At 45.8% G+C, this 22,648-nt stretch carries 23 protein-coding genes, 22 tRNA genes and 1 rRNA gene; 39 read left to right on the top strand and 7 right to left on the bottom strand.

What is annotated here, in order from left to right; all coding sequences use genetic code 11:
• The first annotated feature begins 40 nt into the window (after nt 1-40).
• Both BN1002_RS15485 and BN1002_RS15480 read left to right on the top strand, forming a co-directional pair.
• Nucleotides 41-1,630 (top strand): DEAD/DEAH box helicase, encoded by a 1,590-nt coding sequence (locus BN1002_RS15485; RefSeq protein ID WP_442853397.1) that lies wholly within the window; start codon nt 41-43, stop codon nt 1,628-1,630.
• Nucleotides 1,631-1,678: 48 nt separating this feature from the next.
• On the top strand, nt 1,679-2,281 hold the full coding sequence (locus BN1002_RS15480; protein ID WP_048826261.1) for a DedA family protein: 603 nt from the start codon (nt 1,679-1,681) through the stop codon (nt 2,279-2,281).
• Between the two features lie 41 nt (nt 2,282-2,322).
• Here BN1002_RS15480 and BN1002_RS15475 read toward each other — a convergent pair whose 3' ends face one another.
• Both BN1002_RS15475 and BN1002_RS15465 read right to left on the bottom strand, forming a co-directional pair.
• Nucleotides 2,323-2,880: an isochorismatase family protein gene (locus tag BN1002_RS15475; RefSeq protein WP_231575036.1), complete on the bottom strand. Its 558-nt coding sequence runs from the start codon at nt 2,878-2,880 to the stop codon at nt 2,323-2,325.
• 198 nt (nt 2,881-3,078) lie between these two features.
• Nucleotides 3,079-3,429: a DUF192 domain-containing protein gene (locus BN1002_RS15465; RefSeq protein ID WP_048826256.1), complete on the bottom strand. Its 351-nt coding sequence runs from the start codon at nt 3,427-3,429 to the stop codon at nt 3,079-3,081.
• A gap of 237 nt (nt 3,430-3,666) precedes the next feature.
• Between BN1002_RS15465 and BN1002_RS23390 the strand changes: the two genes are divergently transcribed.
• The 10 genes from BN1002_RS23390 (at nt 3,667) to BN1002_RS15420 (ending at nt 11,168) form a co-directional block, all read left to right on the top strand.
• Nucleotides 3,667-3,843 carry a Flp family type IVb pilin gene (locus BN1002_RS23390; protein WP_082036255.1) on the top strand — a complete coding sequence of 59 codons (177 nt, stop codon included), beginning with the start codon at nt 3,667-3,669 and terminating at the stop codon, nt 3,841-3,843.
• A 69-nt stretch (nt 3,844-3,912) separates the two neighbouring features.
• Nucleotides 3,913-4,425 (top strand): A24 family peptidase, encoded by a 513-nt coding sequence (locus tag BN1002_RS15460; protein WP_048826254.1) that lies wholly within the window; start codon nt 3,913-3,915, stop codon nt 4,423-4,425.
• Nucleotides 4,422-4,799, top strand: coding sequence for a TadE/TadG family type IV pilus assembly protein (locus BN1002_RS15455; protein WP_048826252.1), 378 nt, complete (start codon nt 4,422-4,424; stop codon nt 4,797-4,799). The genes BN1002_RS15460 and BN1002_RS15455 overlap by 4 nt, the downstream gene beginning before the upstream one ends.
• Before the next feature lies 1 nt (nt 4,800).
• Nucleotides 4,801-5,718: a pilus assembly protein TadG-related protein gene (locus tag BN1002_RS15450; protein WP_048826250.1), complete on the top strand. Its 918-nt coding sequence runs from the start codon at nt 4,801-4,803 to the stop codon at nt 5,716-5,718.
• Nucleotides 5,719-5,741: 23 nt separating this feature from the next.
• Nucleotides 5,742-6,359 carry a Flp pilus assembly protein CpaB gene (gene cpaB, locus BN1002_RS15445; RefSeq protein WP_048826248.1) on the top strand — a complete coding sequence of 206 codons (618 nt, stop codon included), beginning with the start codon at nt 5,742-5,744 and terminating at the stop codon, nt 6,357-6,359.
• Nucleotides 6,356-7,546, top strand: a complete 1,191-nt coding sequence (locus BN1002_RS15440; RefSeq protein WP_048826247.1) for a CpaE/TadZ family protein — start codon at nt 6,356-6,358, stop codon at nt 7,544-7,546. Before cpaB ends, BN1002_RS15440 begins: the two co-directional genes overlap by 4 nt.
• Nucleotides 7,546-8,895 (top strand): TadA family conjugal transfer-associated ATPase, encoded by a 1,350-nt coding sequence (locus BN1002_RS15435; RefSeq protein ID WP_048826246.1) that lies wholly within the window; start codon nt 7,546-7,548, stop codon nt 8,893-8,895. Before BN1002_RS15440 ends, BN1002_RS15435 begins: the two co-directional genes overlap by 1 nt.
• Entirely contained in the window at nt 8,892-9,863 is a 972-nt protein-coding gene (locus tag BN1002_RS15430; RefSeq protein ID WP_048826245.1) for a type II secretion system F family protein, read from the top strand. Before BN1002_RS15435 ends, BN1002_RS15430 begins: the two co-directional genes overlap by 4 nt.
• A 6-nt stretch (nt 9,864-9,869) precedes the next feature.
• On the top strand, nt 9,870-10,802 hold the full coding sequence (locus BN1002_RS15425; RefSeq protein ID WP_048826244.1) for a type II secretion system F family protein: 933 nt from the start codon (nt 9,870-9,872) through the stop codon (nt 10,800-10,802).
• Nucleotides 10,803-10,838: 36 nt separating this feature from the next.
• Nucleotides 10,839-11,168 (top strand): helix-turn-helix domain-containing protein, encoded by a 330-nt coding sequence (locus tag BN1002_RS15420; protein ID WP_048826243.1) that lies wholly within the window; start codon nt 10,839-10,841, stop codon nt 11,166-11,168.
• Nucleotides 11,169-11,251: 83 nt separating this feature from the next.
• Here the strand turns inward: BN1002_RS15420 and BN1002_RS15415 are convergent, their stop codons facing one another.
• Nucleotides 11,252-11,581 carry a LapA family protein gene (locus BN1002_RS15415; protein WP_048826241.1) on the bottom strand — a complete coding sequence of 110 codons (330 nt, stop codon included), beginning with the start codon at nt 11,579-11,581 and terminating at the stop codon, nt 11,252-11,254.
• 115 nt (nt 11,582-11,696) lie between these two features.
• Nucleotides 11,697-11,769 (bottom strand) — tRNA-Ala (locus BN1002_RS15410).
• A gap of 169 nt (nt 11,770-11,938) precedes the next feature.
• Here BN1002_RS15410 and BN1002_RS15405 point away from each other — a divergent pair.
• Entirely contained in the window at nt 11,939-12,151 is a 213-nt protein-coding gene (locus BN1002_RS15405) for a hypothetical protein (RefSeq protein ID WP_048826240.1), read from the top strand.
• Between the two features lie 25 nt (nt 12,152-12,176).
• Here the strand turns inward: BN1002_RS15405 and BN1002_RS15400 are convergent, their stop codons facing one another.
• The gene (locus tag BN1002_RS15400) at nt 12,177-12,869 is read right to left on the bottom strand and encodes an MgtC/SapB family protein (RefSeq protein WP_048826238.1); all 693 of its coding nucleotides are present in this window, start codon (nt 12,867-12,869) and stop codon (nt 12,177-12,179) included.
• A 121-nt stretch (nt 12,870-12,990) separates the two neighbouring features.
• Here BN1002_RS15400 and BN1002_RS15395 point away from each other — a divergent pair, with 121 nt between their 5' ends.
• The 26 genes from BN1002_RS15395 (at nt 12,991) to BN1002_RS15265 (ending at nt 20,643) form a co-directional block, all read left to right on the top strand.
• Complete coding sequence (locus BN1002_RS15395) at nt 12,991-13,890, top strand: DMT family transporter (protein WP_048826236.1); 900 nt, start codon at nt 12,991-12,993, stop codon at nt 13,888-13,890.
• Nucleotides 13,891-13,906: 16 nt separating this feature from the next.
• Nucleotides 13,907-14,446 (top strand): GNAT family N-acetyltransferase, encoded by a 540-nt coding sequence (locus BN1002_RS15390; protein WP_048826234.1) that lies wholly within the window; start codon nt 13,907-13,909, stop codon nt 14,444-14,446.
• Nucleotides 14,447-14,869: 423 nt separating this feature from the next.
• Nucleotides 14,870-14,985, top strand: a 5S ribosomal RNA gene (gene rrf, locus BN1002_RS15385).
• A 7-nt stretch (nt 14,986-14,992) separates the two neighbouring features.
• Nucleotides 14,993-15,068: transfer RNA gene (locus BN1002_RS15380), tRNA-Val, on the top strand.
• Between the two features lie 17 nt (nt 15,069-15,085).
• Nucleotides 15,086-15,161 (top strand) — tRNA-Thr (locus BN1002_RS15375).
• 132 nt (nt 15,162-15,293) lie between these two features.
• Nucleotides 15,294-15,369, top strand: a tRNA-Lys gene (locus BN1002_RS15370).
• Between the two features lie 9 nt (nt 15,370-15,378).
• Nucleotides 15,379-15,460, top strand: a tRNA-Leu gene (locus BN1002_RS15365).
• A 4-nt stretch (nt 15,461-15,464) separates the two neighbouring features.
• Nucleotides 15,465-15,539, top strand: a tRNA-Gly gene (locus tag BN1002_RS15360).
• A gap of 7 nt (nt 15,540-15,546) precedes the next feature.
• A tRNA-Leu gene (locus BN1002_RS15355) sits at nt 15,547-15,635 on the top strand.
• Nucleotides 15,636-15,647: 12 nt separating this feature from the next.
• Nucleotides 15,648-15,724 (top strand) — tRNA-Arg (locus tag BN1002_RS15350).
• 5 nt (nt 15,725-15,729) lie between these two features.
• Nucleotides 15,730-15,806, top strand: a tRNA-Pro gene (locus BN1002_RS15345).
• A gap of 5 nt (nt 15,807-15,811) precedes the next feature.
• Nucleotides 15,812-15,887: transfer RNA gene (locus BN1002_RS15340), tRNA-Ala, on the top strand.
• Between the two features lie 18 nt (nt 15,888-15,905).
• Nucleotides 15,906-15,979: transfer RNA gene (locus tag BN1002_RS15335), tRNA-Met, on the top strand.
• A 16-nt stretch (nt 15,980-15,995) separates the two neighbouring features.
• A tRNA-Ile gene (locus BN1002_RS15330) sits at nt 15,996-16,069 on the top strand.
• Nucleotides 16,070-16,092: 23 nt separating this feature from the next.
• A tRNA-Ser gene (locus tag BN1002_RS15325) sits at nt 16,093-16,185 on the top strand.
• A 158-nt stretch (nt 16,186-16,343) separates the two neighbouring features.
• Nucleotides 16,344-16,417 (top strand) — tRNA-Met (locus BN1002_RS15320).
• A gap of 3 nt (nt 16,418-16,420) precedes the next feature.
• Nucleotides 16,421-16,497 (top strand) — tRNA-Asp (locus tag BN1002_RS15315).
• 7 nt (nt 16,498-16,504) lie between these two features.
• Nucleotides 16,505-16,577: transfer RNA gene (locus BN1002_RS15310), tRNA-Phe, on the top strand.
• Nucleotides 16,578-16,593: 16 nt separating this feature from the next.
• Nucleotides 16,594-16,669, top strand: a tRNA-His gene (locus BN1002_RS15305).
• 13 nt (nt 16,670-16,682) lie between these two features.
• Nucleotides 16,683-16,756 (top strand) — tRNA-Gly (locus BN1002_RS15300).
• Nucleotides 16,757-16,765: 9 nt separating this feature from the next.
• Nucleotides 16,766-16,842, top strand: a tRNA-Ile gene (locus tag BN1002_RS15295).
• A gap of 15 nt (nt 16,843-16,857) precedes the next feature.
• A tRNA-Asn gene (locus BN1002_RS15290) sits at nt 16,858-16,932 on the top strand.
• A 3-nt stretch (nt 16,933-16,935) separates the two neighbouring features.
• Nucleotides 16,936-17,026: transfer RNA gene (locus tag BN1002_RS15285), tRNA-Ser, on the top strand.
• A gap of 7 nt (nt 17,027-17,033) precedes the next feature.
• Nucleotides 17,034-17,105: transfer RNA gene (locus tag BN1002_RS15280), tRNA-Glu, on the top strand.
• 1,318 nt (nt 17,106-18,423) lie between these two features.
• Entirely contained in the window at nt 18,424-19,569 is a 1,146-nt protein-coding gene (locus BN1002_RS15270; RefSeq protein ID WP_048826231.1) for a glucose-1-phosphate adenylyltransferase, read from the top strand.
• 24 nt (nt 19,570-19,593) lie between these two features.
• Nucleotides 19,594-20,643: a GlgC family sugar phosphate nucleotidyltransferase gene (locus tag BN1002_RS15265; RefSeq protein WP_048826229.1), complete on the top strand. Its 1,050-nt coding sequence runs from the start codon at nt 19,594-19,596 to the stop codon at nt 20,641-20,643.
• Between the two features lie 69 nt (nt 20,644-20,712).
• On the opposite strand, the gene BN1002_RS15260 is transcribed toward BN1002_RS15265, so the two are convergent.
• Nucleotides 20,713-21,477: a TraR/DksA C4-type zinc finger protein gene (locus BN1002_RS15260; RefSeq protein ID WP_048826227.1), complete on the bottom strand. Its 765-nt coding sequence runs from the start codon at nt 21,475-21,477 to the stop codon at nt 20,713-20,715.
• Nucleotides 21,478-21,686: 209 nt separating this feature from the next.
• Entirely contained in the window at nt 21,687-22,622 is a 936-nt protein-coding gene (locus BN1002_RS15255) for a 1,4-dihydroxy-2-naphthoate polyprenyltransferase (protein ID WP_048826225.1), read from the bottom strand.
• Nucleotides 22,623-22,648 lie beyond the last annotated feature (26 nt).

Raw genomic sequence — 22,648 nt, 5'->3', positions numbered from 1 at the left:
ATTTCATTTCTGTTAACGGGGCAATCATGAAATTGTCCCAATGTATGGCTGCTATCCGATTTTTGCTTCACCGGACCATGACGGCAAATTTGCATTTTTGGCCGGAAACAGGGAAAATCAAACGTATGACTTTGAGAAGAAAGCAGGGATTTCATTGCCTGATTTTATAAATTTGGGGATTTCAGCAGGAATGGCCGGAATATTACGCGAAAACGGCATTGCTGTACCAACACCGATCCAGGAGCTGGCGATTCCAGCCGCCCTTGGCGGGAAGGATTTGATTGCCCAGGCACAGACCGGGACAGGGAAGACGCTGGCGTTTATTTTGCCTATATTGGAGAAGCTCGATAGGGAAGCTGGCCACATCCAGGCCTTAGTCGTGACGCCGACAAGGGAACTTGCCTTACAAATTACAGCCGAACTCGGAAAGCTTGTTTCAGGGTCTGGCGTGAACGTATTGGCGGTTTACGGCGGGCAGGATGTGGAAAAGCAGCTGAAGAAGCTCGATAAAGGAGTGCAGATCGTTGTCGGGACCCCAGGCAGACTGCTGGACCATATCCGGAGAGAAACCGTCCGTCTCGGGAATCTGTCGACGCTCGTCCTCGATGAAGCGGACCAAATGCTTCACATCGGCTTCCTGAATGAAGTGGAGGCCATTATCCGTGAAACGCCAGCGGGAAGACAGACGATGCTTTTTTCGGCAACCATGCCTGAAGATGTCCGCATGCTTGCAAAAAAACATATGCGGGATCCGGAATATATGCAAGTCGAGAAAACGCAGGGGCCGGCGGAAACAGTAAACCAGCTCGCTGTCCAGACAACAGACCGCGGCAAGCAGGGGGCCTTGATGGAATTGGTCAAAACTCACCGCCCGTTCATGGCGGTTGTCTTTTGCCGGACAAAACGGCGGGTGGGAAGGCTTTATGAAGTCCTGAAGGCGAATGGCTTTTCCTGTGAAGAGCTGCATGGCGACCTTTCCCAGGCAAAGCGGGAACAGGTCATGAAGCGGTTCCGGGACGCGGAGTTCCAGCTCTTGATCGCCACCGATGTCGCAGCGCGCGGGCTGGATGTGGAAGGCGTCACCCATGTGTTCAACTACGATATGCCGCAGGATGCCGACAGCTATGTCCACCGGATTGGCAGGACAGGCCGTGCCGGAACGCAGGGGCTTGCAATCACTTTATTTACCGCAGCGGACAGGCAGGAACTGCTGGCGCTTGAAAAGGAATTGGCCATCCGGATTAAAAAAGAGAACGCTCCAGGATTTAAGGAAGTACCACGGACTGAAGCAGCAGGGCGAAGGCAGGATGGCAAAAAGGATCGAAGAGACAGCGGGAAATCAGATGGCGACCGGAAGGAACGAAAATCAGATGGAAGCCGACAAAATACTAGGCGCAGCACAACAGCAGGCGGCGGGCGTCCCGAGCGGAAGGTTGGAGAGACACGCAAGGCCGATGCTAAAAGAGATAAAAAACCTTCTTCTAATAACAGAAACCAAGAAGGAGGAAATTCCAGGGAAGGGCGTTCGGTAGGTCAAAGCCCCAAGCCGCGGACCAAAACAGCCATTGGTAAATCTCCGTCTTCCCGTCAAAAACGAAATCAGCCTGCTGGAAGGGGCAGGAGAAAATAAGCGGCGTTTAGCGCTCTATAATGAAACAAAAACTGAGTGGAGTGTATTATGGAGAACTGGATTTTATCATTTATGAACGAATACGGGTACATAGGGATTTTCCTTTTGATTGCCCTTGAAAATATTTTTCCCCCGATTCCATCGGAAGTCATTCTTACCTTTGCTGGCTTTATGACGACCACCTCTAAAATGAGCGTCACAGGAGCGGTCGCGGTCTCGACTTTCGGTTCAGTCGCCGGGGCGGCGGTCTTGTATGGAGTTGGCCGGATTTTGGATGTTGAAAGGCTTGAAAAGATTGTTGACCGTTGGGGACGGGTCCTTCGATTATCAAAAAAAGATCTATACAAAGCGGATGCCTGGTTTGACAAATATGGTGTATGGACCGTTTTTTTCTGCCGGCTTGTCCCGCTCGTCAGAAGTCTCATTTCAATTCCGGCAGGCATGTCCGGGATGAAATTTCCAATCTTTCTCCTTCTGACTACAATAGGCACGCTCATCTGGAATACAATCCTTGTCAACGCCGGCGCCATGCTTGGTGCCTCGTGGACAGACATTGCCGGCTATATGGACGTATTTTCGAATGTGGTTTATGTATTGCTGGCATGTGCCGTATTGTATTTTATTGTAAAGTTTGTCAGGAAGCGCACCTAAAAAATGGCCTTTCCGCCTGGATAGCGGAAAAGGCCATTTTTTTATTTATAATCCATATGTTTATGCTTGAAAATATCTTCATCAGATTTTCGGACAAGGATGAAATGGTCAATATTATCAAGGCCGTTCAGGTTGCAGTTATGGTGGGCAATGATTTCTTTCGCTTTTAGGACATTATTGTCAGTCGTCGAATGCCCGTCCGCGACAAGGGTCACATCATAGCCAAGCGTTGTCGCCCGGCGGCAGGTAGTGTCGACACAGAATTCCGTCTTGCAGCCTATCGCAACCAAATGGCTGATTTCCAATGTGAGCAGGTATTCATGAAGGGTGGTGAAATGGAAGGCATCGGTTGCTCGCTTCGTCAGGATTGTATCGTCCTTTAAAGGGACAATATGGGGATGCACCTGGAATTCCATCGAATCAGGTTCCGCCACATCCGTATCGACAATATAAATGATTGGAATTTCCTTTTGCCGGGCCCTGTCAATCACCTTTTTCATCGTTTCCAGGAGCCGCTCTTTGTCATAAACCGGCCCGTGCTTCGGCCCCTCAATAATCCCCACCTGCGCATCAATCACCAATAAAGCCGTATTCCCCATCAGCTTCCCTCTCTTTTTGGCAAAATAAAATCATATCCGCGTAAAACGAAGTGTACATTAAGCCAAGCTTGATTTTTTCGCAAAAATTCAATGACCTTATCCGACAATGGTCCTATTCTTATTTTACCGGAAAACATTACCGATGCAATCTTTTGGATTGCATTGAGTGCGATAACTATCGCATCGCCTAATAAATAATTAATCCTTTTTCCCCAGACGGACATCAAATTTGATTTGATTCCCAATTTCGATTCCGAGCCTGCTGATTGTACCTGCGGGAAGTTCAAGTGTGGAATGTGCTCTCTTTTCCGGCTTTGTTGCTGTCCAGGGTTTGAGATGAGGGTAGCAACGGACAACATTATGCTGTTCGTTAAGAAGAACGATGTCTAATGGGAACGACATAAAGAACATGTGGACTGCATTGCACGGCAAGATCCATAAACCTTCGTTTGAGATAGGCTCCTTCCTGAACATCAGCCCCTTAAATCTAGTAAAAAAAGAATCTGCTTTTATTACAGGAAAAGGGATAATAACAACGTTTCTGCCCATCAATTAGCCTCCATTCATTAAATATGCCATGTGTTCATTATAATAAATGGTATGTTCTTAATAAAGAATGAAATAGTTAGCAATAATTAGATAATAGGAGAAAAATAGAGATAAGCCCATAAAAATACGCTAAAACGAACAATTTCCAACCTTTTCAAGTTATTTTGTTCGTAATATAATCCAATTAAGTTCTACATATAGAACCCGAAAATAATTAGAAAAACAGGAGGCGGAGAAATGAACTTGTTGAGCAGAATCGTCAAAGAAGAAGAAGGCCAGGCACTAACGGAGTATGGGTTGATTATTGGGTTGGTTTCAGTTGTTCTAATCGGCGCATTAGCAGTTTTAAGTGGCTCAATAGAAAAAGTTTTTAATGACATTAGAGATAAATTAAATCCAAAAACAACTCCATAAATATTTTGAGTTGGCCCTGCTTTTCAGGCATGAGAAGCGGGGTTTTTTTACAGCAAAGGAGGGTTTGCATTGGAGAATATTCTTCTTCTCATTTTATTGCTTATTTGTACAGTTACGGATATCAAGTCAAGGAAAATCCTGAATATTGTAACTTTTCCCGCCATCATTATTGGTTTCCTCCTTTATTTATTCACCAATGGCTATGAAGGCTTCTTGTTTAGCGGTAAAGGCTTTCTAGTAGGATTAGGAGTTCTTTTTATACCATTCGCTATGGGAGGCATTGGCGCTGGTGATGTAAAGCTGATGGCTGCGATTGGAACAATGAAGGGAGCTTTTTTCGTATTTTATGCATTTTTATATGCTGCAATTGTTGGTGGATTAATTGCACTCTTTATTTTAATTTGGCGAAGAGATGTAAAAGGTTTTTTTGCAAGAATCATAAATTCACTTTTGCTTCTTTCATTTAATAAAAGCAAGGAATCAATTCAGGTTAGTAAAACAGATCTCGCACCAACATTTCCTTACGGAGTAGCAATTGCCGTCGGTACGGTAGCCTTGCTCTTCATGGAGGGAAGGATATGAAGTCTGAGAAAGGGCAATCGATGGTTGAAACAGCCCTTATTCTTCCTATAGTTCTTATGTTGTTGTTCGGGATTGTGGATTTTGGCCGTATATTTCATGCCTACTTAACATTGGATCATGCCGGCAGGGAAGCCGCACGACTAGCTAGTATTCAAAAAAGCAACGCAGATATAACCTCGAAGATAAGTTCATCTACTGCGGGTCTTGACTCCAGCAAACTGACTGTAACGATATCTCCAAATGAGGCAGCCAGGACGAGCGGTACAGATGCCACAATTACGCTTGTTTATAAGATCGATTTTATAACTCCTTTTGTTACCAGCTTAGCATCACCATTAACATTGACTGATACTACCGTTATGAGGGTGGAGTAGGATGAAAAAGATACTTAAAAATGAAGATGGGAATGTGTTAGTGATCGTTGCGGTTTTTATGATTGCTCTTTTTGGTTTTACCGCGATGGTGGTTGATGCGGGAGGATTATTTTTGGAAAAAAGCAAGTTGCAAAAAGCACTCGATGCGGCAGTTTTGGCTGGTGCCCAAGATTTAATATCTAGTGAAACTAAGGCCAAGCAAACTGCAATGTTAATTGCGGATAAAAACAATTTCAAATTGACAACATCGGATCTAAAAACTGGTCCAGATTATATACAGGCTACCAAAACCATTAGCAAGGGACTAACCTTTGCAAAAATATTAGGAATAAATAGTTCCGAAGTTAAAGCATTTTCGAAAGCAATAGTCGGAGGCTCTTTAATAAGCAGTAAAGGAGTCGTTCCGGTTGGGGTATTATCCAAAGAATATAAGGCAAACGGAAAATATATTATGCACTTTCAGCCGGGAAACCCTGACAATGCAGCAAAAAGCGGGAACTTCGGTTTTTTGGATTTAACAGAAGAAAAGGGAAATAATTTAAAAAATGAGATAATTAATGGCGCTGAGTTGAAGGTGAGTGATGATATGCATTCATGGACCCAAACCGGTCTTCAATGGGGGAATGTTAAAGCTGGATTTGAGGCTAGAATATCTGCGGATAAAAATGCTGGCAGAACATACTGTGAGAATGCAAGTACCGCTGATGACTCATGTAAACGGGTAATCATTGTTCCGATGGTTGAAGATTTCGATGGCGCATCAGGGACTTCAGAGGTCAAGATCGTTGGATTTGCAATGTTTTGGATTGAGTCTGTAGATAAACATGCAATTACTGGTCAATTTATCAAAGAGATCTCAATTGGCGAATTTGGCACAGGAAAGGACTTTGGTATATACAAAGTCTCCTTAATTGAATAAATAGGAACAAGGGAGATCTAAATATGAAATCTAAAAAACTATGGATCTGGTCTTTAATATTCGGTCTGGTTGCCACTTCATTTCTATATTTTATTATCAATTCGAGGGCCACTACTCAAACTGCCGCACCCGCTGCATCCAAACCAGCATCCACAGAATCTAAGAATAAACCGGAAAAATTACAAGCCACCAAAGCCGCTTCTGCAAAGACCGCTGCTGCAGCAGAAAAGAATCCAGACGAAAATGAGTTGCTGCCCATAGGTGAGGGAAAAAGGGCAATGACCATCCAGGTAACAGATGTACAGGGAGTGGGTGGTTTTATCAAACCTGATTCCCATGTAGATGTTGTTGCAAAGCTGATTGTTCCCGAGGATGCGAAAAAGGGGCAGCATGACGCAGGCACTATGATTCTTCAAAATACACGTGTTCTTGCGGTAGGTCATGCTGCAGATGATGAGGAAACGAGGAAAAAATATCAGATGGTGACGCTTGAGGTAAATCCAAGGGAAGGCCTCGCACTTGGATTTTCCACTAAATATGAACTATACCTAATGCTCCGCAAAGAAGGAGATAATCAGCTCGAGAAGAAGCATACTCACGTGCATGAAGATGAACTTCACGAAGGGGTGTTTTTGAAATGACATGGTTTGTAGTGGCGAAGCATGCCGAGGTTTATGAGGAATTGAAAAAACATGCCATTGTCTTGAACTCTGACGTGAAGTGGCTGAAATCAAAGGGAGATCTGGCGGAAAACACGGAAAAGGGGCTCGTTTTCCTGACGGTAACCAGAGATGATAGTATGGAAGATTTATATGAAGAATTGAGAACGTTCTCGGATTCTGGGCAAGGGATTCCTATCTTGATCGATCTTGAAGGCCAAGTAGATATCCGGAAGGCGATTAGGGCGGGCGCGTATGATGTCCTGCCTTATCCAGTTTCAATTGAAACAATGAAAGAAACGGTGAAGGAAGCGGGCCGGCTTCTTATGCAGGAAAAGGCTGAGCCGAAACTAGAAGCGCCGAAACAGGCTGCTTCTGATAAAAAGGCCAGGATCATTACCGTCTGCAGCACGAAGGGTGGAGTAGGAAAAACAACGTTTACGGTAAATCTCGCCGCTGCCTTCGCGAAGCAGCGGAAGAAAGTGGCTGTTGTTGATCTTGATCTTCAATTTGGGGACGTTGCGATGTTTTTTGACTGCAAGCCGAAAAAGACCATTTACGAGTGGGTGAAGGAGGAATATTACGGCCAGCCGGAAAAGCTGAGCGGCTATATGCATTCGGCCAATGAGTACATAGACATCATGGCGGCGCCTATCAGGCCGGAGTTTTCGGAAGTCATCCTTGAAGAGCATGTCCAGAAACTGGCTGACTATTTACGTCCGCACTATGACGTTGTGCTTTTCGACACCGCCCCATATGTGGAAGGCAATATTTTGACGGCACTTGAAAAGTCGGACGACATCTTTCTTGTTACCTTTCTCGACTTGCCGACGTTGAAGAACTGCAAAATCTTTATTGATACGCTGGAGTCGCTGGCACTGGTCAATAAGGCAAAAATCGTCCTGAACCGTGACTCGAAAAAACGGGGAATGAACAAGGAAACTGCTGAAGAAGTGCTCGGTATGAAAATCCATACCCGCATTCCGGATCTTGAAAAAGTGGTCGTTACGTCTGTGAATGAAGGGAATCCATTTGTCTATTCTTATCCAAGGGCGAAAATATCGAAGGTCATGTATTCCCTCGCCCAGGATTTCTTCGGAAAACCGGAAAAAAAGAAGAAACGGTCGCTTTTTGCAAAAAAGGTCGTCAATGAAGGGGGGCTTGTTTAATGTCCCTTTTAAAAAGGCTAGGCAAAGAAGAACTGATAATGGCAAATAAGCCTGCTTCCGCATCTGTATTTCACTATAATCGCAGCATCCCGGAGGACGGGCTGGAAAGTAAGTTGCATAACTTCCTAGTGGAAGAAGTGAAAAAGGCGTCCAATGAGCAGGATATCAACTACGATGAAGTAATCGAACGAAAATCGGATGAATTTTTGCAAAAAGAAGCCGCTCATCTGTCGTTTGAGGATAAACAGGCGATTTTCCAAGGGGCGAAGAACGAGTTGGTCGGATATGGGCCGATTACTCCGCTTCTTGCAGACCCGGACATTACCGAAGTCATGGTAAACGGCCCAAAAGATATTTATGTGGAAAGAAAGGGGAAAATCAAGAAAACCTCTATCCATTTCAAGGATGATGACCATGTCCTGCGGATCATCGAAAAGATTGTACACCCGCTCGGGCGCCGGATTGACGAAAGCTCGCCAATGGTGGACGCGCGGCTTCCGGATGGTTCCCGGGTCAACGCCATCATCCCGCCGCTAGCGATTTACGGGCCGGTTCTTACCATCAGAAAATTCTCGGATACACCGTTTACAATTAATAATTTGATTCAATTCCAGACGCTAAGCACGGAAATGGCTGACTTCATTGAAGCTTGTGTTGTTTCACAGCTCAATATTTTCATCAGCGGTGGAACGGGTTCAGGGAAAACATCGACATTGAATGTGCTTTCTTCCTTTATTCCGGAAAACGAGCGGATTGTGACGATCGAGGATGCCGCAGAGTTAAAGCTTTCGCAGGAGCATGTGGTCGCTCTTGAATCGAGGCCTCCGAATATTGAAGGACAGGGTGCCATCTCTATCCGCGATCTTGTCAGGAACTCCCTCAGGATGCGGCCGGACAGGATTATTGTTGGGGAAGTAAGGAGCGCAGAGGCGCTTGATATGCTCCAGGCGATGAACACCGGCCATGATGGAAGCCTTGGGACCGGGCACGCCAACTCGCCAAGGGACTTGCTGGCCAGGCTGGAGACAATGGTGCTGATGGCCGGTTTTGATCTGCCAGTCCGCGCCATTAGGGAACAAATCTCAAGTGCACTCGATATTATCATCCATCAGACCAGGATGAAGGATGGGACGCGGAAAATCACCCATATCACTGAAGTCCTTGGGCTGGAAGGGGATACGATAGTTACACAGGATATTTTTATCTTTAAGGAAACAGGCTTGACCGAAGAAGGGAAGATCAAGGGAAGATTCAAGTCAACCGGAATCCGCCCTGCTTGTGCTGACAGGCTTGAGCTGTCAGGATTCACCATCCCTGCCTCCTGGTATGTGGAGGAATGGCGGGTATGAACCTGAATCCTCTGCTGACACTCGTTTTATCTTTATTTGGTTTCAGCATTTTCGGCTATCTCCTGTTCTCGACTATCGGACGCCGAATGAAAATGAAAAAGCGGCTTGACAATTATTTTGCACAAGAGAAAGAAGAGAAAGTAAAGAATAAGAAGAAATCGGAAAAAAACAGGCATGTCACGCTCATACAAAAGGCCGGTTCACACTTGAATGCCTTTTCACCAGCCATATCAAAGTGGGAAAAGAAACTGGTGCAGGGACGGTCTGCACTCTCACCAGGTGAATTTTTTCTGTTCAGAATCCTGGCACTTATCACAGCTGTATTGATCGCCTACATGTTGAAAATCCACTATCTGTTTTATCTTCCGGTCGGAATCGTCGCGTTCTGGCTGCCGGTCTTCCAGCTGAACAAGAAAATCAGCAAGCGGTTAACCCGGAGCGCCTATCAGCTGTCTGAAGCGCTTGGGACGATGGCCAACTCGATGCGGGCCGGTTTCAGCTTCATGCAGGCGATGAAACTCATTTCCGAGGAATTTCCTGACCCGATCGGCACAGAGTTCGAGAAAACTTTAAAGGATATCAATTTGGGCGTCCCGGTTGAGGAGGCTTTTATGAAGATGCTCCAAAGGCTTCCCGACAAGGAACTTGAAATGGCTGTAAAATCCATGCTGATCCAGCGGGCGAGCGGAGGAAATCTGGCGGTTCTCCTCGAGACAATCCAGGAAACGGTGACCGGAAGGATTCAAATCAAAGAAGAGGTAAGGACGCTGACGGCACAGGGAAAGCTGTCAACCTGGATTATCACCGGACTCCCAGTGGCCCTTGCCCTGTATCTTAAACTGGTCAATCCGGAATACTTCAATCTTTTGCTCGAGCATCCTCTTGGATGGGTCATGCTGTCGGCAGGTGGAATGGGCATTGTGATGGGCTGGTTCTTTATTCGAAAAATTGTCCGGATCGAGGTGTAGGCTTGAATGCTCAATGCAACCCTTTATTTTATGGTGTTTCTATCGCTGACAGTAGTATACCGGGCTTTTCTGCAATTTCTATATAGAAGTGAACTCACCATCCATAGCAGGGTAGAAAACTTTCTTGAACTTGAGCCGCGGGCAACGAAACCGGTTGAAAATAAGAACCGGGGGCAATTTTTTGCCGAAGAAAGGGCGTCAAGGCTTACTGGCAAGTTGAAGAACGTCCTTTCCGAAAAACTTTCCGTTGAAGCAAAAAGTGAGCTCGAAAAAAAACTTCTTGATGCTGGGCTGTTCAAATGGAAAGCAGTTGATTTCAGGCTCATGCAGATCCTTGCCGGACTAATCCTATTTTTCCTGGGCATACTCCTGTTTGGCAAGTCTTCCGGCAAAACGCTGAGCTTGTTTATGCTATCAGGTGCGTTGGGTGGATTGGGCTTTTATTATCCAATTTTTTATCTGGGGGCACGGAAAAAACAGCGTCTGGCAAAAATCCAAAAGTCGCTTGCCGATTTTTTCGATATGGTGAATTTATCAGTCGAAGCGGGGATGGGGCTGGATGCGGCGATTATGCGTGTTTGCAAAAACAAGGAAGGGCCATTGTCCGAGGAATTTCTCCGGGCAATTGAGGAAATGAGGCTTGGAAAATCAAGAAGGGACGCTTTTATTAATCTTCGGTCAAGGGTTAGCCTGGACGCCTTTCAAAGTATCATGACATCGTTGATCCAAGCCGACCAGCTGGGAATCGGGATGTCGAAGGTCCTAAAGGCGCTCACTGACAGGATCAGGGAGCACCAGCGCCAGCTTGCGCGTGAGAAAGCGATGAAAGCACCAATAAAAATGCTATTCCCGATGGTTCTGTTTATCTTCCCGGCAATTTTTATCATTTTGCTGGGACCGCTGATCATCTATCTTTTGCAAAATGGACTGGGAGGGTAATATTGCTTCTCCCGACAGACCAAGGGAGGTCACAATATGGAAGGAATTCGGATTAGGAAGTTGCGGGATGAGCGGGGAATGTCGCTTAATAAGTTAAGCGGGCTCACTGGCATCTCTAAATCATATTTAAGTTTATTGGAAAGAGGTATACAAAAGAATCCAAGTATCGTGGTTTTGGAAAAACTAGCTGAAGCATTTCAGGTGAGCGTGGACGTGTTTATTAGAAGGGAAAAAGCAGGAGAAGCTGGAACAACCGCGGGCCTTGTGAAACTGCAGGTTGAGTTTTCCGAAAAAGATATGGCTCCCGAAAAATTTAAAAGGGTCAAAGAACTGTTGGAAATCCTTAATGAGCCGGGAGCTGGCTAGGAGCTAGGGATGGTGCCGAGAATCTTGCTGCCTCAAAAACTGAAAACTATACAAAAAAACCCTTGCGCGGCAAGGGTTTTCGTTTAAGTCTGGGTTTCGACGCTGTCATACGAGTTTCTTCTTTCATCGGGCTGCACAGCATCTTTAGCGGCAAGGTGGGTCCTTACTTGAAGCTCATCACGCTCTTTCCGGACCTTCCGCAATTCTCTTTTCAGAGCGACAATCCTCGTGGTACCGACAGCGCCCATAATAACAACCCCTGCGAGGACGGAGCCAAGGACAACGAGAATGAGCGGCCAATGGGAAGTACCAAAGTAATAATCGACTTCAACGGGTTCTACATTCATGATGGCGAAAATGGCGACCAGTATGGCAAAAACAATTCCCAACAGTAAACTCCACTGCGTTTTCATCACAAAGCCTCCCTTCGTTTCGCATCTTTATTGTAAAGATACCCAAAGGGAGATGGATGAAAACAATCCATAAAAAACAAAAAACCTCTGCATAATAGCAAAGGTTTTTTTCGTATGGAGACTATCGGGATCGAACCGACGACCTCTTGCATGCCATGCAAGCGCTCTCCCAGCTGAGCTAAGCCCCCTTGTGAATTTCAAGTAGTCCTTAAAGCGACTACAAAAAAGATTATACCATCCTGGCGAAAGTTTGCAAGAGGTAAATTTAATTTTATGATATAATTTTTTCGGCGGACTGGTTTTTGTTTTGACCGATTTCCGGTTTTCAGAGAAAACCTTTTAAAGGGGGACAGGGTTTTGAAAAATATTTTGTTCTATATATTAATTACTTTGATGCTGACAACTATCATAAGCATTGTCCTCGGCTATCATAATTTTGGGTTTACAGTCGGTTTTATTTTTGCCGGATTCTCGCTTGCCGTAGGTGTATTCTATTCCATGAAAAACAGGGATTATACTTACAAGCAGTGGTATGAAGACTATGCGGAAAGAAAGCGGAGGCATAAATAGGGCGGTGGGATTCCGCCCTGGTGTCTTAACTCATGCTTTCGATTTCCACTCGCTGGATGCCCTGTTGGTCCGAAATCATGTTATAGACTTCTGTCGTTTTCAATTTTATATTTACAGCGATTTGCAAGTTGACGTGATGGTTGCCGTCGCTGAGATCCTTTATCCGGACCTTTCTTAAAATATATTTTTGTTCATAAATGAAATCAATTAGGGAGTCAATGTGTTCCCGTTCACCCACATATAGCTGTAAAAGGATTTCTTTTTCCCTCAATTGCTTCGGTCCAATCAGTTTCATGATAAATGGAATGAATTCCACACTGAAAATTAACAAGGCGACACCTACGAACGATTCAAGATAGAAACCCGCGCCCACTGCAATCCCAATTCCCGCCGCACCCCAAATCATTGCCGCGGTAGTTAGACCTGAAATGCTGTCATTTCCTCTCCGCAAAATAACCCCTGCACCAAGAAAACCGATTCCCGATACAATCTGTGCCGCAAGCCGAAGCGGATCCATCGTAATATTGACCGCGCCCGGGACGGCATTATAAGCAGATTCCATGGATACAATGGTTAGCAGACAACTGACAATGCAGATGACCAGGCTTGTCTTAAGCCCTACTGGCTTTCGCTTCAATTCTCTCTCGAGGCCAATTACCAACCCAAGAATCGCCGATATTCCTAGTTTTACAAAAATCTCCGTTTCAAATGCCGACATATTCACTCCCCACCCATTTCCTCTTTTTTTGGCAAAATATCATAATATAATAGAAATATGTGAACTATCCATGTAAAATACATACCATTACATAATCATTCATTCACAAGAAGGAGACACCATGAAACCTATCATCAATCCGTATGCGGCTTTAGCAATCGGAGTAATTACCGTATCCGCATCAGCCATATTTGTGAAATTCAGTGCATCACCGTCCAGCGTTATTGCTTTTTACCGGTTATTTTTTTCTGTCCTATTCATGCTTCCGCTATTTCTGGCAAAATTCACGCCTGAATTAAGAAAGGTAACTAAAAAGGACTGGGTCTTTACTATAGTAGCTGGCGTCTTATTGGCATTTCACTTTATCCTCTGGTTTGAATCGTTAAACTACACATCCGTTGCGAGTTCCACTGTACTCGTCACACTGCAGCCGTTGTTCGCCTTCCTTGGAACCTATTTGTTCTTTAAGGAAAAAATGACGCTTGGTGCAATCACAAGTGGGATTATTGCTATAATCGGGAGCTTTATTATTAGCTGGGGAGATTTCCAAATCAGCGGTTCAGCCCTATTCGGGGACTTTCTAGCCCTTGTCGCCTGTGCGTTTATTACGGGGTACCTGTTATTCGGCCAGACAGTAAGACAAAGAGTATCACTGATTACCTATACTTTTTTAGTATACCTCATTAGTACTGTGACGTTATTTATTTATGTTGTCGCCACCGGTGAGTCGTTCATTCCGGTTCAGCAAAGTGACTGGATTCAATTTATCCTTTTGGCATTGCTGCCAACGCTGCTTGGCCATAGCCTTTTTAACTGGGTTGTGAAATGGATCAGTACATCAATGATATCGATGGCGATTTTATTTGAGCCGATCGGGGCAGCGATACTCGCATATTTTCTCCTCGGTGAATCAGTCATCTGGTCTCAAGTTGTTGGCGGGGGCGTTGTCATAGCGGGGATATCGCTGTTTATAATTAATGAGCGCCGCCTGAAGCTTAAACAAGTGGCAGTCGAGCGGTAATAGTGGAGGAGAAAATATGCTAATCCGGAAAGCAACTATTCAGGATGCGGAAGGAATTGCTTATGTTCATGTGAAAAGCTGGCAGGCTGCATACAGGGGAATTGTAAACCAGGATGTACTTGACGGGTTGGAGGTCGAGCAAAGAGTTTCTTTATGGAAGGAAACTCTCTCGAATCCCCATCTCAACTCACCTGTCTATGTTGCTGTTAAAGAGGATGGCCGGATAATCGGTTTTGCCTCCTTTGGTCCAGAACGGCAAGAAAAGAAGAACGGGGCGGGGGAGTTATATGCCATCTACCTCCTTCCAGAAGCTCTAAGGCAAAAGGCGGGAACCAGACTTGTCATTGCAGGCGTCACAGAGTTAATCGCCGGAAATTTTCATTCAATGCTTGTCTGGGTTCTGGCGGAAAACCCTTCTCGTAAATTTTACGAACAATTCACCCCTGTCTATGTAAAAGAAGAAACACTAGCCATCGGCAACAAAACACATACTGAAATTGCTTATCAGTGGAACGACCTTCCGAACTTGCTTATCCAGCTTAAAGATAAGTTATAAAAGCAAGGGCTTTTTTCATGCAAAAGTAACTAAGTATATTAATTATTAGTGACATGGCTAAAAAGATTTAAAAATTATATTGCAAACATTTTTTTCGCGTGTTATATTAAGAATCGTTCGCTTCGGACAATTGATTTTTAACTTTCCGCAATTAGAAAAATGCGGTTGACATTGCTGAAACGAATGTGATATAGTAACTAGGTCGCTAAGGCGACAAGCTGATTTTAAAAAGCAATTATTGTTCCTTGAAAACTAAACAAACAAGCGTCAACAAACAATATTTATCATGGTCTTCGGATCATGAGCCAACGTAACTTTATGAGCTAAACTCATACTCTTTCTTGGAGAGTTTGATCCTGGCTCAGGACGAACGCTGGCGGCGTGCCTAATACATGCAAGTCGAGCGGAGGTTTTGATTCATTGTCTGGCAGTTATGGCGAGAAGGCCACACCCGTTCCCATCCCGAACACGGAAGTTAAGCTTCTCAGCGCCGATGGTAGTTGGGGCCTTGCCCCTGTGAGAGTAGGACGCTGCCGGGCAATAGATGGAGGATTAGCTCAGCTGGGAGAGCATCTGCCTTACAAGCAGAGGGTCGGCGGTTCGATCCCGTCATCCTCCACCATATGCTTTATTTTTTTTGCCGGTTTAGCTCAATTGGTAGAGCAACTGACTTGTAATCAGTAGGTTGGGGGTTCAAGTCCTCTAGCCGGCACCATTTTCGGGCCATTAGCTCAGTTGGTTGAGACGAGCAGAGCTTCATGAGTAAGCTTCGAGTTGCGGAGTAAAACGTAAGTTTTACGGAGCATCTGACTAAATGGAAACAAAGATTAGGATAACATCATAGTATGAGCCATTAGCTCAGTTGGTAGAGCATCTGACTTTTAATCAGAGGGTCGAAGGTTCGAGTCCTTCATGGCTCACCATTTTCATATGCGGGTGTGGCGGAATTGGCAGACGCACTAGACTTAGGATCTAGCGCCGCAAGGCGTGGGGGTTCGACTCCCTTCACCCGCATTTTGCGGAAGTAGTTCAGTGGTAGAACACCACCTTGCCAAGGTGGGGGTCGCGGGTTCGAATCCCGTCTTCCGCTCCAACATTCCGCCGGGGTGGCGGAACTGGCAGACGCACAGGACTTAAAATCCTGCGGTAGGTGACTACCGTACCGGTTCGATTCCGGTCCTCGGCACCATTTTAATAATATGCGCCCGTAGCTCAATTGGATAGAGCGTCTGACTACGGATCAGAAGGTTATGGGTTCGACTCCTTTCGGGCGCGCCATATTACGGGAAGTAGCTCAGCTTGGTAGAGCACTTGGTTTGGGACCAAGGGGTCGCAGGTTCGAATCCTGTCTTCCCGACCATTTTCGGGGCCTTAGCTCAGCTGGGAGAGCGCCTGCTTTGCACGCAGGAGGTCAGCGGTTCGATCCCGCTAGGCTCCACCAGTTTTAAATTCATAATATGGCGGTGTAGCTCAGCTGGCTAGAGCGTACGGTTCATACCCGTAAGGTCGGGGGTTCGATCCCCTCCGCCGCTACTAAAAATTTTCACCTGGACCTTTAGCTCAGCTGGTTAGAGCAGACGGCTCATAACCGTCCGGTCGTAGGTTCGAGTCCTACAAGGTCCACTGTACTTTTATATATTATAAATGGAGGAATACCCAAGTCTGGCTGAAGGGATCGGTCTTGAAAACCGACAGGCGGGTTAAACCGCGCGGGGGTTCGAATCCCTCTTCCTCCGCCATTTATATTTTTTATCGTCGCGGGGTGGAGCAACGAGCGTTACTTCACTGAATAAACTGCGAGTTGTACCCATCGAACAGCTTCCTGAATTGGCTATCTGAGGTGGGGACAGTCCAAGCCTTATAATGGCATGGCTAGAATTTCATAATTTTTTATCGTCGCGGGGTGGAGCAGTCCGGTAGCTCGTCGGGCTCATAACCCGAAGGTCGCAGGTTCAAATCCTGCCCCCGCAATTCGGTCTGGTAGTTCAGTTGGTTAGAATGCCTGCCTGTCACGCAGGAGGTCGCGGGTTCGAGTCCCGTCCAGACCGCCATTTTTTTGGCTCAGTAGCTCAGTCGGTAGAGCAAAGGACTGAAAATCCTTGTGTCGGCGGTTCGATTCCGTCCTGAGCCACCTTTTTTTGATAATGGCGATTGTGGCGAAGTGGTTAACGCACCTGATTGTGGTTCAGGCATTCGTGGGTTCGATTCCCATCAGTCGCCCCATTTATAATTTTATGCGGGTGTAGTTTAATGGTAAAACTCCAGCCTTCCAAGCTGATGTCGTGGGTTCGATTCCCATCACCCGCTCCATCCATATATGGGCCTATAGCTCAGCTGGTTAGAGCGCACGCCTGATAAGCGTGAGGTCGATGGTTCGAGTCCATTTAGGCCCACCATTTTAATTTTATTATTCCACAGTAGCTCAGTGGTAGAGCAATCGGCTGTTAACCGATCGGTCGTAGGTTCGAGTCCTACCTGTGGAGCCATATGGGGAAGTACTCAAGAGGCTGAAGAGGCGCCCCTGCTAAGGGCGTAGGTCGGGTGACCGGCGCGAGGGTTCAAATCCCTCCTTCTCCGCCATGCAAATGGCCCCTTGGTCAAGCGGTTAAGACACCGCCCTTTCACGGCGGTAACACGGGTTCGAATCCCGTAGGGGTCATAGAAAAAGCTGTCTGCAATCTTGCGGACAGCTTTTTTTATATTTTTAAATCGGAATTTCTTTTTAAGTATAGCGAACAAAGACATTGGCAATTCATTGTCCCAACCTTATCCATCTTGGGACAGAGTACAAGAAAATAGCTAGTCAATTGTCCCACCATCATCCATCTTGGGACAGGGTACATAGAAAAAGCCCATCAGTTGTCCCACCATCATCCATCTTGGGACAGGGTACAAGGAAATAGCCCGTTAATTGTCCCAACATCATCCATCTTGAGACAGGGTACAAGAAAATGTCCGGTCATCTGTCCCAACATCATCCATTTTGGGACAGGGTACAAGAAAATGTCCGGTCATTTGTCCCAACCAGATTCACCATGGGACAGGGTTCAAGAAAATAGCCCCTCAGTTGTCCCAACCTCATCCATCTTGGGACAGGGTACAAGAAAATGTCCGGTCATTTGTCCCAACCACATTCACCTTGGGACAAGGTACAAGGCAAAAGCCAATCCTATGTCCCAATCGCCCCCATCTTCAATCAACCCTCAAAATATACTACTCTTTTTTCCACACCTGTATATTCACCAACACACGCATCCATCAATTAAATGTAAAAGATTCAGAAAATTTTCTTTAAAAGGTTTACCTCCCAAAAATGAGGGTATTAATAAAAAGCAACCGTTAGAATGCCATTCCAATTTGCTCAATTTTCTTTAGACTATTTAGACAACTGCTTATCCCAATCACTTATTTGAATAAGAGACCCAGCTTGCCTTCTGCAAGCTTTTTTCTTCCTTTACGTCTTTACTGCGTTGCTAAAATGCAGACTTCTTCTCAATCGACAAATTACATATCCCTTTTCCTTCAATGGTTTATCATTTCCCTGCCATAATTCTTTCGAGTTTTGGAGGGGAATTTTCATATACCTTGAAAGAGTTTTTGTCGGTATAGAACGATTGGGGTAAAAAATACGGAAATACTGCATGAAATTAGGAGCACTTGTCAGATTTTCAGGGAATTTTTGTAAAGGATTTGTTAATAAAGAAGCGAATTATACCACGATGAACGAATATCCATTTCAAAGGGGAGTGCAGTGCACAAAGCCTGCAAAGGGGGCAGGCGCCTTTTGAAAGCGGCTGGAATGATGGCAATCAGTTTTGCTTTTCAGACCAGGAACATACGAACGAAAGATGGGAGTAAAAGAGCGGTTCCAATCTTTGCAAATAATATGCCCGGCAACTGTAGTGAAGGCCTTCGCGGAATAGTAATGCTTCCGGATGGGCTTTTGTTTTTGCCCGGCGAAAGAGAGGAGCGTCTTTGTGGTTAAGAAGAAATGTGTGGCTATGCTGCTGGCAGGGGGCCAGGGGAGCAGGCTGAAAATGCTGACGAAGGATCTTGCCAAGCCTGCAGTCCCATTCGGCGGCAAATACCGGATTATTGACTTCACCTTAAGTAATTGCACGAATTCCGGGATTGACACTGTGGGGGTACTGACACAGTACCAGCCGATGATACTGAACTCCTATATCGGAATTGGCAGTGCATGGGACCTGGACCGGAAGGATGGTGGGGTGACGGTGCTTCCTCCATTCAGCGAGTCCTCTGAAGTGAAGTGGTATACTGGCACGGCATGCGCGGTCTATCAAAATCTCAATTATTTGAAGCAGTACAGTCCCGAGTACATTCTTATTCTGTCTGGGGACCACATTTACAAAATGAATTACGGAGAAATGCTGCAGTACCACATAGAAAAAGGAGCCGAGGTGACTATCTCCGTCGTTCAGGTTCCTTTTGCAGAAGCGGGCAGGTTTGGCATCATGAATACGGGCAGCGACATGCGGATCGAGGAATTTGAGGAAAAACCTGAAATTCCAAAAAACAACCTTGCTTCTATGGGCATCTATATTTTTAACTGGAAAACACTTCTGGAATGTCTTGAACGGGATTATAGCGATGAGACGTCAAGCCATGACTTCGGAAAGGATGTCATTCCTGCCCTTGTCGAAGAGGGAAGAAGGCTTTATGCCTATCCTTTTAAAGGGTACTGGAAAGATGTTGGCACGGTCAGGAGTTTTTGGGAGGCGAATATGGACCTTTTGGATGACCGGGGCGGACTGAATTTATTTGACCAGGAATGGAGGATTTATTCCGTCAGTCCGAATCAGCCTCCACAGTATATTTCCGGGGATGCACTAGTCATCCAGTCCCTCGTCAATGAAGGGTGCACAGTTGAGGGTGATGTGGAACGGTCGGTTTTGTTTCAGGGAGTCACCATTGAAAAAGGCGCCTTTATAAAGGAATCGGTGATAATGCCCGATGCGGTAATCGGTAAAAACACTATCATTGAGCGGGCGATTGTGCCATGTGATTTGGTGATTCCCGATGGGATGATCATCAAGCCCCCACTTGGAGAAATTGTTTTGGTGAACAAAGAAATGATTCAGGAACACTATCTAGCTACTTAAATTCTAAAAGGAGGGACAGACACGATGAAACAGCTTTTAGGCGTCATAGATGCCGCTACACACCACGAAGACTTGCAAGATTTGCTGCTGCATAGGCCTGTTGCTGCCCTGCCTTTTGCAGGGAGATACCGCCTCATAGACTTCATCCTTTCCAGCATGGTGAATTCGGGAATTAGCAGTGTTGCTGTCTTCCCGAAGTTTGGATACAGATCACTAATGGACCATCTCGGTTCGGGCAAGAACTGGGATTTAAATAGAAAGAGGGACGGATTATTCCTTTTCCCGGCTTCCCCGATGGATGCGGAACGAAATTCAGGAATCGGATGCTTTTCCCATTACGCGGATAATCTCGATTATTTTTATAGAAGCTCACAGGAATATACGGTCATTTCAAATTCATTTACAGTCATTAACACGGATTTTAGGGAACTTTTGCAAAAGCACCTTGAATGTGGTTGTGAAATGACTGAGGTTTACAAGTATGGAAAGCCGCTTGATATATACCTTTTGAAAACCTCGCTGCTGATTGAGCTGATTGAGACGAGGTATCAAACTGGTTATGCCTGCATCAAGGATGTTTTTGAAGACATGAAGAGCCCATTCACCGTTTGTCGGTATGAATATGATGGGTTTGCTAGAAGGGTGGACTCCATAAAAAACTATTACAGAACAAGCATGGAGCTGCTCGATGCTGGGGTCTGGAATGCCTTGTTTAAAAGGCGCCAGCCAATTTTCACAAAGGTGAAAGATGAGCCGCCATCCCGTTATTTTGAGGACTCTTTCGTTAAGCGCAGCCTTGTCGCAAATGGCTGCCAGCTGAGAGGGAATATAGAAAACAGCATTATTGCCAGAGGCGTTACAATTGGAAAGGGATCGGTCATTCGCAACAGCATCATCATGCAAAAGTGTGAGATTGGTGAAGGCTGTGTCCTGGACTCTGTCATACTCGATAAGGATTCAAAAGTTGAAGCAGGAACAATCATTGCGGGAAACCCCGCTCAGCCACAGGTTTACAGAAAGGGCTCTGTCATTGAAAATGAAAGCTATTCTGCAAAATCGCTGATGATTTTATAAGTTCAAAAAAGCAGCCAGTTCCATATTCGGAACTGGCTGCGTTCTTATTTCTGAGAGTAATAAAGATAATCATTCGTCCTGATCGTCATCATCAATATAGCTATCTTTCTTCTTATAATGCACATCACCCATTTGCGAATCGAGGCCTTTGCGGTCGAGCATTGCCTCAAGCTCTTCCAGTTTTTCGTTTGTTGGATTGTATTCCCTGTTTCCGCCCTCAATATCATTTGAAACGTACTCTTCGATTTCTTCAGGGGGCGCTTCTTCATTGATTCCTTTATTGTAAAGTTCATCATAGCCGTCATAGTCCCCGACCAAATCAGAAGGTCCTTCTGAGGTTCCATAGCGGGCTACTTCCTCGAAGCTGTCATTTGTATCAATGACCCCGCCTTCGCTCCTTCCCCTGAAGGAATTGGGCACAGAAGGCTCCAGTATTTCTTCCTCGACAGGCCTGTCATCAGCCACTTTCTGATCCGGGGTATGCTCGACACAATAAAGAGTGGAAGGAATCACTTCAAGACGTTCATAAGGAATCTCCTTACCGCATTCACGGCAGACGCCATAGGAGCCTTCCGCGATGGCCGCCAGGGCGGCGCTTACTTTCTGCAGCTGCGTGCCTGCATGGTCTTCAAGGGCAAAATTCTTTTCCCTTTCAAAAAGCTCAGTGCCAAGATCGGCCGGATGATTATCATAAGAAGACAGCTCACCAACTGTCTCCGTCTCCATTTCATCCCGATCCGCATACCCATCGCCCATCTCAAGCTGACTTTCCAAAGCAGCCTTCTCATCATGCAACGCAACTTTCAATGTATTTAATTGCTTCTCGCTTAACATCGCACACACATCCATTTCATCTCAATTTAACACTCGCTGTAATAAATTCCTTCCCCCTCCGCTGATGGATGAAACATGAGGCAGGGGAGCGGTTCTACTGCTTCCTTCCCGAATGCCGCAGTATTTCGTGTAGAAGGATAGGCTAGCAAAAGCACTTTAAAAACAAAAAAGCCCCTGCATTAGCAGGAGCCCGTTGGTAAAATGTAACGTTATAGGAAAAACCCGATCAGTAAACCAACTGAGAGAAGAAAACCAAAAATTGTATTCGTCTGCGCTGTCGCTTTCATGGCGGGCATCATCTGAATCGGCGCTTTGCCGGCCTTAAAGCCCTTCACCGCATTGATTGCTTTAGGCGCACTCAAAACGACAATCGCAGCCCAAGCCGAAGCTATTCCTGCGGCGATAAATACCGCAACAAGCAGATAGGCGGTAATGAACATACCCGCTAAAAAGCGGATGGCATTTTCCCTGCCAAGAAGGATGGCCAGTGTTTTCCTGCCAAATTCCTTGTCCCCGTCATGATCGCGGATATTGTTGGCAAGAAGGATCGCACCAACAAGGATGGACACTGGGATGGAGACAAGGATGCTTATGCCGGAAACATCTCCGGTCTGAATGAAATAAGAAATGAGAATGATTAGGCATCCCATAAAAAATCCGGCAAACAATTCGCCCAGGGGCGTATACGCAATCGGGTAGGGGCCGCCTGTGTACAGATAGCCGCAAAGCATTGACAAGCTGCCAATCAGCGCCAGCCACCAGCTCGTTTCCATACAGATATATATGCCAAGCAAAAGAGAAATCCCATAAAGGGTAAGAGCGAGCACCATAACCGTCCTTGGGCTGATGCCATCGCGGACTATGGCTCCGCCAATCCCAATCGAATGCTCGGTATCAAGGCCCCTCTTAAAGTCATAATACTCATTGAACATATTGGTTGCCGCCTGAATTAATAGGCTGGCAAACAACATCGCGAAAAAGAGCCCGAAATGGATTTTGCCAGAAGGAAGGGCGAGCGCCGTCCCAAGAAAAACAGGCACAAAGGCCGCTGTTAGAGTATGTGGTCTTGTCAGCTGCCACCAGGCGCGGAATCCGCGGTTCGATTCAGGAATATGGGGGGTGCCAGATTGTAACTGTGCATGCATGAACAACACTCCCTAAATATAGTTAA

The organism is Bacillus sp. B-jedd, assembly GCF_000821085.1.
Classification (GTDB): Bacteria; Bacillota; Bacilli; order Bacillales; family Cytobacillaceae; genus Bacillus_D.
This window is presented reverse-complemented; position numbering and strand designations above follow the sequence as displayed.